Genomic DNA, 12,470 nt, shown 5'->3' on the forward strand with positions numbered 1-12,470 from the left:
TCGCCGTAGAAGATCAGGATCGGAATGCGGGTCAGCGTATCGAACTGGTCCTGCGCAACGACGCGTGGCACAAGCGTGTCGAATGCGCTGGTGATGGCTGCCGGTGCTTCGCCTTCGGGAAACACGAAATCGCTGCCGGGCTCGAACGCAACGATGGCGCGCACGCCGGGGTTGCTGATCGCGGCAAGCCAACCGGGCCCGCCGCCCTGCGAATGGGTGAACAGGATCGCCGGACCGGTCTTGTCCAGCAGCGCGGAGATCCCCTGGGCGACAACCGCGCTGTCGTAGGGCCCGGTATTGGGCGTCATGGAGCGGAAGAACTGCTCGCGGGCGACTCCGCCAGGCGGGAACTGGCTGCCCGCGAACGCGTCGGGCCATACACCGATGCGGAACTGGTTGAACCACAACTGCTCATCGGCCACGGGCTTGATGGCCTGCTCGACCATGCTCCTGCCGGCCTTTCCGCGCCGGGGCTGGTCCAGCAGGTAGGTCGCAAAGCGCCGGCGCAGGAAGAGGTTCTGGAAACCTTCGCGCCCATCGGCCGTGGTTTCCCAACTCCTGGACGACTGCCCCGCACCGTGCAGCATCACGATCGGCAATGGCCGGGCATTTACCGGTATCTGATAGAACGCATAGACATGGTCGCCATGGAAGGTCTGCCCTTCTGGCGCCAGCGGGTGATAGGGATCGAACGTACCCGGCGCAGTGGCGGCCGAACCGCCGGCAAGCAGGCTGCCCTGCTGTTGTATCTGCAGCGGCTGCGGTGCTGCCGCCGACGCAAGGCTGGCTACGGCCAACAAGGCGACCAGCACGCCTGTGCGCGGAAGAAGGGTGTGGAAGGTAGCTCTGGCTGGCATCGGGGCACGTGCTCCATTCGGCGAGCCCCCACGCTAACGGCCGCGCGCTGATGGAAACAGGGCATCAGCTGGATATCACTCATGCGTGTGGGATATGAATCGAAGCGCCCGTCCTGCAGGCTGCGGAGGCCATAGGTCTCAACACCGACTTCACCCGTGATGGGCTTCGATGGCCGCACAGGTTCTCGACCTCCATCCACGCTGCCCACCCTGAGGACGTTGCCGTGAACACATCACTTCACTCTCTTGCGAAGCTGGCCGCCCGTGTGTTGCTGATGCTGCTGTTCCTGGTATCCGGCCTGGGCAAGCTGTCCGACCCGGCGGCAACACAGGGCTACATGACGGCGATGGGTCTTCCCGGCATCCTGCTGTGGCCCACCATCCTGTTCGAGATCGGCACGGCCCTGTGCATCCTGTTCGGCTTCCAGACCCGGGCAGTGGCAGCCGTGCTGGCCGCCTTCAGCCTGGTCACGGCCTTCATCTTCCACCACCAGCTCGCAGACCAGGTGCAGCAGATCATGTTCCTGAAGAATCTGGCCATCGCCGGCGGCTTCCTGCTGCTGGCATGCAACGGGCCAGGGCGCTACAGCGTGGACGCAAAGCGCGGCAAGCCCTGAGGCGGAGAAAGCGCGGCATCATGCCGCCTCGCCGTTGCGCTCAGCCGCGTCTGGGCGCAGCCGTCGAGCCCCGCACCATCAGGCTGAACTCCAGCGTCTGCTGACGCGGCACGTCGACCTGTTCGATGATGGCGAGCAGCAGATTGACTGCGCGCTCGCCGATCTCCCGCATCGGCTGCCTGATGGTCGTCAACGGAGGCGTCAGGTAACGCGATGACGCCAGGTCGTCGAAGCCGACGATGGAGACGTCATCCGGCACGCGGACGCCCAGATCCCGGCAGGCTGCCAGGGTACCCAGCGCCATCTGGTCGCTGAAGCAGAAGATCGCGGTGGGCGCCGGCGCGACGGCCAACAGCGCCATCGCGGCCGCATGGCCGGACTCCACGGAAAAGTCACCCGGCACGACGCTGAGGTGGCGCAGACGGCCACGCGCCCTGCCGGCAGCGCGAACCCCTTCCAGCCGTTGCGTGTGCAGGGGATTGTCGGGCGGCCCACCTACCACGGCGATCCGCTCGTGCCCCAGCCCGTACAGGTGTTCCATCACTGCGCGCGCGGCGGCGGCGTTGTCGATGTGGACGCTGGGAATGCCCAGCGCGGGGTCGAATTCGCAGCCGTTGACCACCGGCGCGGCGGCGCCGCGTTGCTCGACGATATCGCGTGCCGTCGGCGGCAGGCGATGCCCCAGCACGATCAGGCCATCGGCCTCGTTGCGCCGAAGCATCTGCGCGTAGCGCTCCTCGCGCTCGGGCAGGTTCTGGGTATCGCCCAGCAGGACGGCGTAGCCGACGGCCTGCGCCGCGTCTTCCGCACCCTGCAGGATCTGCGCGAAGAACGGGTTGGCAATGTCCGGCACGGTGACCAGGATCTTGCCGCTGCGTTGGGTCTTGAGCGTCCTGGCCACCGTGTTGGGAACATAGCCCAGCGCCGCAGCGGCCTGCTCGATGCGCGTGCGGGTGGCCGGCAGGACTTTGTCCGGCCGGGACAGTGCGCGCGACACCGTTCCGGCAGAGACGCCGACGTGCTTTGCGATGTCGTAGATGGTGGCCATGGCGTTAGTTCTCCTGTCCGCTGTGCAGTGCACAACAGGTCCTGCGTGAGCCCCTGCTAGGATAATGCAATCGATTGCATCGAGGGCGAATCACGTTGAAGACGCTCAAGGGTCCAGCGCTGTTCCTGGCGCAGTTCATCGGCGACACAGCTCCTTTTGATCGGCTGGACACGCTGGCCGGATGGGCCGCGGGCTTGGGCTATTCTGGCCTACAAGTGCCGACCAGCGCGCCCCACCTGTTCGATCTGGCCAAGGCGGCGCACAGCCAGGCGTACTGCGACGACATCGCCGGCATGCTGACCGGACATGGTCTGCAGATCACCGAACTGTCCACCCACCTGCAAGGGCAACTGGTCGCCGTCCATCCCGCCTACGACAGCCTGTTCGACGGATTCGCGCCGCCGGACAAACGCGGCGATCCTGTCGCCCGCCAGGCCTGGGCGGTGGAGCAGCTGCTGCTGGCTGCCAAAGCGAGCCAGCGCCTGGGACTGACCGCGCATGCCACGTTCTCCGGCGCGCTGGCCTGGCCGTACTTCTATCCGTGGCCGCAACGCCCGCCTGGTCTTGTGGAAGAAGCCTTCGCCGAACTCGGCCGCCGCTGGCGCCCCATCCTGGATGCGTTCGACGCGTGCGGCGTGGACCTGTGCTTCGAGATCCACCCGGGCGAGGACCTGCACGACGGTGCGACCTTCGAGCGCTTCCTCGACGTGGTGGACCACCATCCCCGCGCGAAGATCCTGTACGACCCCAGTCATCTGCTGCTGCAGCAGATGGACTACCTCGGCTTCATCGACCGCTACCACGACCGCATCGGCATCTTCCACGTCAAGGATGCGGAATATCACGCCAGCGCGCGCAGTGGCGTGTATGGCGGCTACCAGGACTGGATCGATCGTCCGGGCCGGTTCCGTTCACCCGGTGATGGCCAGATCGACTTCAAGGCGATCTTCTCGAAATTCGCGCAGTACGACTTCCCCGGCTGGGCAGTGCTGGAGTGGGAGTGCTGCCTGAAGCACCCGGAAGACGGTGCACGGGAAGGAGCCGCTTTCATCCGCGACCACATCATCCGCGTGACCGAACGCGCCTTCGACGATTTTGCCGACAGCGGCACGGACCCGCAATCACTGCACCGCATGCTGGGAATCTGAGCCGATACCGCCCCGGGAGGGCAAGCCATGACGCACGCGATGTCGCGCTTGGGCGCGATGATGTTTCTGCAGTTCTTCATCTGGGGAGCGTGGTTCGTGACCCTGGGAACCTATCTCGTCCAAGGCCCGCTGCAGGCAAGTGCAAGCCAGGTGGCAACGGCGTTCCTCAGCCAGTCCATCGGCGCCATCGTGGCCCCCTTCCTGGTCGGCCTGATCGCGGATCGCTACTTCGCAGCGCAACGCATTCTCGCGGTTCTGCACCTGGCCGGCGCGGTGCTGATGTGGCTGGCGTCCACGGCAACCGACTTCCGTATGTTCTTCGCCTGCGTGATGGGTTACATGCTGCTGTTCATGCCGACGCTGGCATTGGCCAACAGCGTGGCGATGCGGCACATGCAATCGCCCGAGAAACAGTTCCCGCTGGTGCGGGTGGCCGGCAGCGTCGGCTGGATCGTGGCGGGCGTGCTGATCGGCTGGCTGGGCTGGGAGCAGGCACACCGGCTTGAGCTGACCTTCCGGATGGCGGCGATGGCGTCACTGGCGCTGGGCCTGTATGCGTTCACCCTGCCGCACACGCCGCCGCTGGCGCAGCAGCGCGATGCCGGACTGGGGCAGATCCTGGGGCTGGATTCGCTGCGGCTGCTGAAATCGCGCTCGTATCTGGTGTTCTTCCTGGCCTCGATCGCCATCTGCGTCCCGCTGGCGTTCTACTACAACTTCACCAACCCGTACCTCAATGATCTCGGTGTGCGCGGCGCAGCGGGCCTGCAGTCGCTGGGACAGGTCTCCGAAGTCCTGCTGATGCTGGCCATGCCGTTCCTGTTCGTGCGGCTGGGGGTGAAGACGATGCTGGCGGTGGGCATGGCCGCGTGGGTGGTGCGTTACGTCATGTTCGCCTTTGGCGATGCGGGCGGCGGCTTCTCGCTGCTGGTGATCGGCATCGTGCTGCACGGCATCTGCTACGACTTCTTCTTCGTCACCGGCCAGATCTACACCGATGCGCATGCCGGACCCGCCACGCGCAGCAGCGCGCAGGGCTTCATCACCCTGGCCACGTACGGCGTAGGCATGCTGATCGGCACGTTCCTGTCCGGCGCGGTGGTGGAGCACTACACCACGGCGGCGGGCCCGGACTGGCAGCAGATCTGGCTGTTCCCGGCAGGTGTGGCGCTGGTCGTGCTGATCGCCTTCCTGCTGCTGTTCCGCGACCGGCCGGTGGTCGCGGCCGCGCCTTCCACTCGCTGAGGATCTCAACCGATGCCCAAGATTGGAATCGCCATCGTCGGCACCGGCATGATCGGTGCCGTGCATCGTCGTGCGGCACTGCTGGCGGGTGCCGACATCCGTGGCGTGGCCGCATCCTCGCCGCAGCGCGCGCTTGAAGTGGCGCAGTCGTGGAATGTTCCGCGTGCCTATCGGGACATCGAGGAGGTGGTCGCCGATCCACAGGTCCAGGTGGTGCATGTCTGCACACCCAACCATCTGCACCACCCCATGGCACAGGCCGCACTGCAGGCCGGCAAGCACGTGATCTGCGAGAAGCCGCTGGCCACCACGCTGGAAGACGCCAAGGCCCTGGCTGCGCTGGCTGCCGCGACTGGACTGATCGCCACGGTGCCCTTCATCTACCGCTACCACCCGGTGGTCCGCGAGGCGCGCGCACGCATCGCGCAGGGCGAACTGGGACCGCTGCACCTGATCCATGGCAGCTACCTGCAGGACTGGCTGCTGGACCCGGCCAGCAACAACTGGCGCGTGGACCCGGCACTGGGCGGCGCGTCTCGCGTGTTCGCCGACATCGGCTCGCACTGGTGCGATCTGGTGGAATGGGTCAGCGGCCAGCGTTTCACCGAGGTCAGCGCAGCGTTCGACACGGTGATCGCCGAACGCAGCACCGACACCGGGCAGAGCTTCACAACAGCAGCGGCCGGTGGCGCGATGCAGGCGGTCACCAGCGAGGACGTGGCCGCGGCGATGTTCCGCACCGGCGCCGGTACGCTGGCGTCGTTGACGGTCAGCCAGGTATCGGCCGGACGCCACAACCGTCTCTGGTTCGAGATTGATGGTGCAAAGGCCAGCGTGGCGTTCAACCAGGAAGACGCCGAGCGGCTGTGGATCGGCCTGCCCGACCAGCGCGAGGAAGTCTTCGTGCGTGGACCGGGCGCCGGCAGTGCCGAACAACGCCGGCTGTCGGTGCTGCCGGCGGGGCACGCACAAGGCTATGGCCATTGCTTCGAGGCATTTGTCGCCGACACCTATCGCGCCATCGAAGGCGAGCGGCCCGAAGGCCTGCCCACCTTCGAAGACGGCATGCGCTCGGCGCAGATCGTCGACCGCGTCATCACATCGGCCAGGACGCGCGCCTGGACCGCCATCGGTTGAATCCCGGGAGGATCTTTTGATGAACACCCCTGTTCGTAGAGCTGCGACTCTTGCACTGCTGCTGCTCGCTGCCCTGCCCGTTCTCGCACGCGAAGCTGCCGGCCCGCAGAAACCCATCGCGGTACAGATGTACACCCTGCGCAATGCCGGCTCGCTCGACCAGCAGTTGAAGATCGTCCACGACGCCGGCGTAGGTGCGGTGGAAACGGTGGGCACGCAGGGCGTCAGCGCCACTGAACTCAAGCGGTTGCTGGACAGGTATTCGATCAAGGCGGTTTCATCGCACGTGCCATTGGCTGAGCTGCGCAAGGACCTGGACGGCGTGGTGGCCTTCAACCGATCGATCGGCAACACCACGCTGGTGGTGCCATACCTGGACGCGAAGGATCGGCCGACAGACGCCGCGGGCTGGACCGCACTGGGCCAGGAGCTGGGCAGGATCGCGAAACAGGTACGCGCCAAGGGCATGCGCCTGGCCTACCACAATCACGATTTCGAGCTGGTCGACTTCAATGGCAGGACCGGCCTGGAACTGCTGTTCGCAGCCGCCGGGCCCGACCTGCAGACCGAGCTGGACCTGGCCTGGGTGGCGCGTGCGGGCCTGGATCCGGCGGTGATGCTGGCAACGTTCCGCGGTCGGCTGTTCGCGGTACACGCCAAGGACAACGCCCCCAAAGGCCAGGCCGAAGACGAAGGTGGCTTCGCCGCCGTCGGCCAGGGCGTGCTCGACTGGAAGGCTATCCTGCCTGCCGCGGCAAAGGCCGGCGTGCAGTGGTACATCGTCGAGCACGACCAGCCGCGCGACCCGGCCAAGGTCATCCAGACCGGCGCGGACTACCTGCGGGAACACCTGACCGTCACCCTGCCTGCCAGCGCACAGCGCTAGCGAAGGAGCACTCCTTGAAGACGATCCTGACAGTGGCCGTGGTTCTTTCCAGTGCTGTGTTTACGACTGCGGCGTGGTGCAAAGATGACCCTGCCGCCGGTGCCAAGCTCTACACCGCGAACTGCACGGCCTGCCATGGCGCAGACCGTGCGGGCATGCCGGGCGCGTTCCCCGCGCTGACCGACGTCAGCAAGCGGCTGCAACCGGCGCAGATCAAGGACAAGATTCGGAAGGGCGGCGGATTGATGCCGCCCTTCTCCCAGCTTTCGCAGCAGGAAATCGATGACATCGCCAGTTTCCTGGCGAAGTAACAGGCAGCCGTTACAGCTCGCGCACCCAGATGTTGCGGTAGCTGACCTTGGAATCATGCTCCTGCAGATAGATCGGCGCGCACGCATGCGGCGAGTACGAGGGCGCACCGATGTACTCGGTCTTGCCCGCCAGCACGGTGTCGTCCTGCACCAGCACGCCGTTGTGCAGCACGGTGATACGCGCGGGCGAAGTGAGCCCGCCACCCGGCGAAAAGCGCGGTGCCTTCCAGAGGATGTCGTACGCCTGCCACTCGCCTGGTGCACGCGAGGCGTTCACCCGCGGCATGGCCTGCTTGTAGATGGAGCCCGCCTGACCGTTGGCATAGGTCGGGTTGTTGTAGCTGTCGAGCACCTGCAGTTCGTACAGCTCGTGCAGGAAGATGCCGCTGTTGCCCCGGTTCTGGCCCTCGAAGCCCTTGGTTTCGACAGGCGTGCGCCACTCGACATGCAACTGGATGTCGCAGAAACGCTGCTTGCTGCGGATGCCCTTGCTGCCCGGCACCACGGTCAGCGCCCCGTCGGCTACGGTCCAAGGCACGCGTCCACCCTGCTCGGACTCCCAGCGCGAAAGATCCCTGCCATCGAACAGCACGATCGCATCGGAGGGCGCTCTGCCTGGAGGCGTGGCCACGACCGCTGGCACGGGCGTCCACACCTCGGTCTTCTTCGGATCGCGCGCAGGATCGGCACCGGCCTGCGCAAAAGCAGATGGCGCGGCCAGCAGGCCGGCAGCGATCAGCAGAGGGCCGATCATCATGGTGTCATCCATCAGCTGGTCCCCCATGCAGGTGTGCCGGGAACATAGGCAAGGGCACCGTCGTAGCGCCCCGGCACGGCGACGTACTGCAGCACTTCGGTCGCACCGACCTTCGAGGTGAAGAAGCCGAAGATGGCCAGCTGCTTGATCATCGTGAAGTAGTGCGGCATCGCTTCTGCTTCCTCGGCAGTGCCGGTTTCGGTTACCTCGACCGCGTGTTTCCTGGCCTCGGCATCCAGCGCGCGTAGCAGCTCGGTACGGGCCTGCGGCGCGAGTGAAACGAAGCGGCCGCCGGCGCGCTTGTCGATATCGGCCAGGCCGGCGCGGAACGTCGCCTGCTGCCGGGCGGTGTAGCAGTCGCTGACGAACGTCGCCATGAAAGCACCGGCGCCGGCATCCTTCGCCCCCGGCGTCTTGGTCCGTGGCAGGATGGTCTCGGCGATCTCATCCAGCGTGCCGACATCGGCGTCGGAGAAGTGAGGCTTCGTACCGGCAGCCGGCGCCTGCCCATGGACAAGCGCAGGCAGGCCGACCATGGCCGCGCCGGTGGCGGCGACGATCATCTTCAGCAGTTCGCGGCGATCCATCAGAGATTCCCCGCTTTCAGTTCGCGCACGGCATGGTCTGCCGCGCGCGCGGTCAGCGCCATATAGGTCAGCGAGGGATTCACGCAGGCGCTGGAGGTCATGCAGGCACCGTCGGTCACATAGACATTGGGCGCATCCCACACCTGGTTGTGTTGGTTCAGCACGGAGGTCCTGCGGTCACGCCCCATGCGCGCGGTCCCCATCTCGTGGATGCCCTTGCCCGGGGCGTAGTCGCTGTCGTGCATCTTCACGTCCTTGACGCCAGCCGCCTCCAGCATCTCGGCGGCATCGGCGGCCATGTCCTTGCGCATCGCCAGTTCGTTGGCGCGCATGGCTACGTCCATCGCCAGCACCGGCAGCCCCCATTTGTCCTTGCGGTCCCGGTCCAGGCGGATCGTATTGTCGTGGTGCGGCAGCATTTCACCGAAGCCGGTCATGCCGATGCGCCAGTCACCCGGCACGGTCAGCGCCTCCTTCAGATCGGCACCGATGTTGAGCTCGGCGATCTCGCGCGACCAGCCGGTGCGGCTGGCACCGCCCTGGTAGCCGAACCCGCGCAGGTAACCGCGCTTGTCGGCAGCGACGTTGCGGAACCGTGGAATGTAGAAACCGCAGGGACGACGCCCGAAGTAGTACTTGTCCTCGAAGCCTTCGACCCGGCCGGAGGCGCCCGCACCGAAGTGATGGTCCATCACGTTGTGCCCCAGTTCGCCGGACGAAGAGCCCAGCCCGCCTTCCCACACATCGGTGGCCGAGTTCATCAGCAGCCAGGTCGAGTTGAAGGAGGACGCGTTGAGGAAGATGACCTTGGCCGTGTACTGGTAGGTCTGGCCGGTCTCTGCGTCGATGACCTCCACGCCGCGCGCACGCTTGCGGTCCTTGTCGTAGAGCACTTCCTTGACGATCGAGAACGGCCGCAACGTCAGGTTGCCGGTCTTCATCGCCGCCGGCAGCGTTGCCGATTGGGTCGAGAAATAAGCACCGAAGGGACAGCCGAGAATGCACTTGTTGCGGTACTGGCAGTTGACGCGGCCCTGCTCGGGCATGGGCTTGGTGATGTTCGCCGTGCGCGAGTGGATCATATGGCGCGTTCCGCCGAAGGCTTTCTGGATCCGCGCGGCCACGTCCTTTTCGACGATGTTCAACGGGATCGGCGGCAGGAACTCGCCGTCCGGCAACACGTCCAACCCTTCACGCGTGCCAGCGATGCCGGCGAACTTCTCCACATGGTCGTACCAGGGTGCGATGTCGGCGTAGCGGATCGGCCAATCGGCGGCGATGCCGTCCTTCAGATTCGCTTCGAAATCCAGGTCAGAGAAGCGATAGCTCTGACGGCCCCACATCAGCGAGCGACCGCCGACGTGGTAGCCGCGGAACCAGTCGAATCGCTTGGTCTCGATGTAGGGCGACTCCTGTTCGTCGGCCCACATGCCCTGCAGGTTCTCGGCCAGAGCGTAGTCGCGCATCAGCACCGGGAAATCGGCCTTCATCGCCTGGGTAGGCCGGTTGCGATGCGGAAAGTCCCACGCCTCCTTCATCGCATTGACGTAGTCCTTGACGTGCTCGATGTTGCGTCCGCGTTCCAGCATCAGGACCTTCAGGCCCTTCTCGGTCAATTCCTTTGCCGCCCAACCGCCACTGATTCCCGAGCCAACAACAATGGCGTCGTAATGATTATCTGCCATGGGTCTATCACCTGGGTGGATATCGTTTCAGACGTCGCAGAGGCGGATTGCCTCGCGCAGCGAGCCGACGGCATCAGGCGCTGCAGGCATGAATTCCTGCGCCAGATAGCCCTCGAAACCGGTGTCGCGGATCGCGCGACAGATGGCGGGGTAATTGAGCTCCTGCTGGTCCCCGATCTCATGCCGTCCAGGCACGCCGGCGGTGTGGTAATGCTTGAAGCAGGCATGGTGCTTGCCGATGGTGGCGATGATGTCGCCCTCCATGATCTGCATGTGGTAGATGTCGTACAGCAGGCCGAAGTTGTCCGAGCCAAGCCGCTTGCACAGCTCCACGCCCCAGGCAGAGTGGTCGCACAGATAGTCGTGGTGATCGACCCTGGAGTTCAGCAGTTCCATCACCAGCACCACACCGCGCTTCTCGGCGTGACCGAGGATGCGCTTGAGCCCCGCTTCGGCATTGGCCATGCCCTCCTGGGAATCCATGCCGTTGCGGTTGCCGGAAAAGCAGATTAGGTTGCGGTAGCCGGCATCGGCGACCAGGTCGATGTGCCGCGTGTAGCGCTCCACCAGTTGATCGTGGAACTCGCGGCCGGCAAAGCCCTTGGTGAGGCCCAGCTCGGCGCCGTTGCACATCGAGCTGTATACGCCATGGGCCTTCAGCGTGGGCCAGTCCTCCGGGCCCACCAGATCGATGGCGGCAAACCCGATGCCCTTCACCGTCTGGCAAAGCTGGGCAATCGACTGCTCGGGAAAGGTCCAGCGCGCGACGGAATGCTTCAGGTTGCCCTTGAGCGGCGCGGTGGCTGCAAACGCAGGCAGAACGCCCGCAGCACCCAGGCCAAGACTGCCGGCAACCGCGATGCGCAGCGCATCGCGCCGCGTGAGCCCCGGGCCCGGTCTGATCGAATGGATGGACATCCACTTTCCGGCCTCCCAACCGGTATCAAACGCTGACGACTTCGCTGCAATGCAATCGATTGCACCATGGGGAGGAAATTGTTTTTTTGCAAGACGCAGTGCACGAAAGTCCATGCTGCGGGGCACAACGGCAAGGCCGATTCCGGTGCCATCGCAACTGAGCGGCGGAAGCTGTGCAGCGCACCGGCACTGCGGGAAACGAGCGCGTACGGGGCTCAGGGCATCTCGCGTTGACCCTGCGCCCGGGCCAGCGCGCGCAGGTGTTGATGCCAGCGCGTCTCGACGTCCGCATAGCTGCCGATCAGCTGCTGGAATGCGGCAGGATCTCCGCGGCGGTGCAGAAGCAGCAGGGCTTGCCGACGATGGGCCTGACCATCGCCTTCCATCAGGTAGTGGACCAGGCTCCACCACGCCAGGTAATAGCCGTTCACGTGCTCGGCGACCGGCGGCCCGCTGTCCTCCACCAGTTGGCGCAGGGTGGGCAACTGCGCATTTTCGAGGCTGGGGCGCCCGGCGCTGTCGAACCGCAGTTCGCCCAGCCACCAGACCGGATAGCTGGCCGGATCCGGCGCGCCCACGTGCAGCACTCCGCCTGAAAGCCGGCTGGCGCCGAAGTAGCAGGCCATGCCTTCGTTCATCCAACGCCGCGGCGCCAGGCCACTGGCCTCGGCCAACAGCTGGTGGGTCACCTCATGCAGCATCCACTGATGGGGTGCGTCGCCCTCGCCCGGGTAGGCAAAGGCATGGGGCCGACGGTAGTACGCCTCGGCCCATGGGCTGCTGCGGTTGTGTGCCTTGAAGTCGGCCTGATCGCGATACAGCACCAACTGGAAGGCCTCAGCGGTGCCCTGCTGCCCCACGGTCATGGCATAGGACCGATGCAGCGCTTCCACGGCCACGCCGACCGCAGCGGTCTGTTCCGGGGTCGCCGCGCTGTGGATGATGAAATGCGGTGTGCGCGACATCGTCGCAGGCAGGCCCGGTGGCGCGGCCGCAGGCGCTTCTCGCTGGCCAGCACCGCTACCGACGTCGCCGCAGCCGCCGAGAATCAGCAGCAGGGCCACGGTGGCAATGCGGAAGGGCGTCATGTGCACCCACGCTACAACAAAAAACCCCGGCAGGCGCTGGGCCTTGCCGGGGTTCTGCAGGCCGGAGCCTGGCGGGAATCAGAACGGGATATCGTCGTCAGCGAAGTCATCCATCGGCGGCGCCGACTGCTGCGGCTGCTGCTGCTGCGGACGCTGCTGGCCGTAGCCGCCGCCCTGGTTGCCGCC

Annotated in this window: 13 protein-coding genes and 1 pseudogene; 6 read left to right on the forward strand and 8 right to left on the reverse strand. The window is 65.7% G+C overall.

The window, feature by feature from the left end:
- Positions 1–857 (reverse strand): alpha/beta fold hydrolase (locus DBR20_RS04595; protein ID WP_258223208.1); only part of this gene is annotated, 857 nt, incomplete at its 3' end.
- A 224-nt stretch (positions 858–1,081) separates the two neighbouring features.
- Between DBR20_RS04595 and DBR20_RS04600 the strand changes: the two genes are divergently transcribed.
- Complete coding sequence (locus DBR20_RS04600) at positions 1,082–1,474, forward strand: DoxX family protein (protein ID WP_108265351.1); 393 nt, start codon at positions 1,082–1,084, stop codon at positions 1,472–1,474.
- A 40-nt stretch (positions 1,475–1,514) separates the two neighbouring features.
- On the opposite strand, the gene DBR20_RS04605 is transcribed toward DBR20_RS04600, so the two are convergent.
- A complete protein-coding gene (locus DBR20_RS04605; RefSeq protein ID WP_108265352.1) occupies positions 1,515–2,522 on the reverse strand; it encodes a LacI family DNA-binding transcriptional regulator in 1,008 nt (335 codons plus the stop codon).
- Between the two features lie 95 nt (positions 2,523–2,617).
- On the opposite strand from DBR20_RS04605, the gene DBR20_RS04610 reads away from it, so the two are divergent.
- The 5 genes from DBR20_RS04610 to DBR20_RS04630 are packed head-to-tail and all read left to right on the forward strand — an operon-like array spanning position 2,618 to position 7,249.
- On the forward strand, positions 2,618–3,670 hold the full coding sequence (locus tag DBR20_RS04610) for a sugar phosphate isomerase/epimerase family protein (RefSeq protein WP_108265353.1): 1,053 nt from the start codon (positions 2,618–2,620) through the stop codon (positions 3,668–3,670).
- Positions 3,671–3,697: 27 nt separating this feature from the next.
- Positions 3,698–4,915, forward strand: a complete 1,218-nt coding sequence (locus DBR20_RS04615; RefSeq protein WP_108265354.1) for a nucleoside permease — start codon at positions 3,698–3,700, stop codon at positions 4,913–4,915.
- A gap of 12 nt (positions 4,916–4,927) precedes the next feature.
- Complete coding sequence (locus tag DBR20_RS04620; protein WP_108265355.1) at positions 4,928–6,052, forward strand: Gfo/Idh/MocA family oxidoreductase; 1,125 nt, start codon at positions 4,928–4,930, stop codon at positions 6,050–6,052.
- A 19-nt stretch (positions 6,053–6,071) separates the two neighbouring features.
- Complete coding sequence (locus DBR20_RS04625) at positions 6,072–6,938, forward strand: sugar phosphate isomerase/epimerase (RefSeq protein WP_108265356.1); 867 nt, start codon at positions 6,072–6,074, stop codon at positions 6,936–6,938.
- Positions 6,939–6,952: 14 nt separating this feature from the next.
- Positions 6,953–7,249, forward strand: coding sequence for a cytochrome c (locus DBR20_RS04630; RefSeq protein WP_108265357.1), 297 nt, complete (start codon positions 6,953–6,955; stop codon positions 7,247–7,249).
- A gap of 10 nt (positions 7,250–7,259) precedes the next feature.
- Here DBR20_RS04630 and DBR20_RS04635 read toward each other — a convergent pair whose 3' ends face one another.
- From DBR20_RS04635 to DBR20_RS04660, 6 genes and pseudogenes are all read right to left on the reverse strand, one after another.
- Positions 7,260–8,033, reverse strand: a complete 774-nt coding sequence (locus DBR20_RS04635; protein ID WP_108265358.1) for a DUF1080 domain-containing protein — start codon at positions 8,031–8,033, stop codon at positions 7,260–7,262.
- Positions 8,018–8,593, reverse strand: coding sequence for a gluconate 2-dehydrogenase subunit 3 family protein (locus DBR20_RS04640; protein ID WP_108265359.1), 576 nt, complete (start codon positions 8,591–8,593; stop codon positions 8,018–8,020). The genes DBR20_RS04635 and DBR20_RS04640 overlap by 16 nt, the downstream gene beginning before the upstream one ends.
- On the reverse strand, positions 8,593–10,278 hold the full coding sequence (locus DBR20_RS04645; protein ID WP_108265360.1) for a GMC family oxidoreductase: 1,686 nt from the start codon (positions 10,276–10,278) through the stop codon (positions 8,593–8,595). The genes DBR20_RS04640 and DBR20_RS04645 overlap by 1 nt, the downstream gene beginning before the upstream one ends.
- A 27-nt stretch (positions 10,279–10,305) precedes the next feature.
- Positions 10,306–11,196, reverse strand: a complete 891-nt coding sequence (locus tag DBR20_RS04650; RefSeq protein ID WP_108265361.1) for a TIM barrel protein — start codon at positions 11,194–11,196, stop codon at positions 10,306–10,308.
- 215 nt (positions 11,197–11,411) lie between these two features.
- Positions 11,412–12,284: a hypothetical protein gene (locus DBR20_RS04655; protein ID WP_108265362.1), complete on the reverse strand. Its 873-nt coding sequence runs from the start codon at positions 12,282–12,284 to the stop codon at positions 11,412–11,414.
- A 78-nt stretch (positions 12,285–12,362) separates the two neighbouring features.
- Positions 12,363–12,470 (reverse strand): annotated as a pseudogene (locus tag DBR20_RS04660) (single-stranded DNA-binding protein); the annotation flags it as partial.

Source organism: Stenotrophomonas sp. HMWF023 (assembly GCF_003060985.1).
Classification (GTDB): domain Bacteria; phylum Pseudomonadota; class Gammaproteobacteria; order Xanthomonadales; family Xanthomonadaceae; genus Stenotrophomonas; species Stenotrophomonas lactitubi.

Bases quoted from the DNA above. Each gene is read 5' to 3' on its own strand.
- DBR20_RS04605 (WP_108265352.1), bottom strand. From the start codon at position 2,522: ATGGCCACCATCTACGACATCGCAAAGCACGTCGGCGTCTCTGCCGGA.
- DBR20_RS04615 (WP_108265354.1), top strand. From the start codon at position 3,698: ATGACGCACGCGATGTCGCGCTTGGGCGCGATGATGTTTCTGCAGTTC.
- DBR20_RS04620 (WP_108265355.1), top strand. From the start codon at position 4,928: ATGCCCAAGATTGGAATCGCCATCGTCGGCACCGGCATGATCGGTGCC.
- DBR20_RS04625 (WP_108265356.1), top strand. From the start codon at position 6,072: ATGAACACCCCTGTTCGTAGAGCTGCGACTCTTGCACTGCTGCTGCTC.
- DBR20_RS04635 (WP_108265358.1), bottom strand. From the start codon at position 8,033: ATGGGGGACCAGCTGATGGATGACACCATGATGATCGGCCCTCTGCTG.
- DBR20_RS04640 (WP_108265359.1), bottom strand. From the start codon at position 8,593: ATGGATCGCCGCGAACTGCTGAAGATGATCGTCGCCGCCACCGGCGCG.
- DBR20_RS04645 (WP_108265360.1), bottom strand. From the start codon at position 10,278: ATGGCAGATAATCATTACGACGCCATTGTTGTTGGCTCGGGAATCAGT.
- DBR20_RS04650 (WP_108265361.1), bottom strand. From the start codon at position 11,196: ATGTCCATCCATTCGATCAGACCGGGCCCGGGGCTCACGCGGCGCGAT.
- DBR20_RS04655 (WP_108265362.1), bottom strand. From the start codon at position 12,284: ATGACGCCCTTCCGCATTGCCACCGTGGCCCTGCTGCTGATTCTCGGC.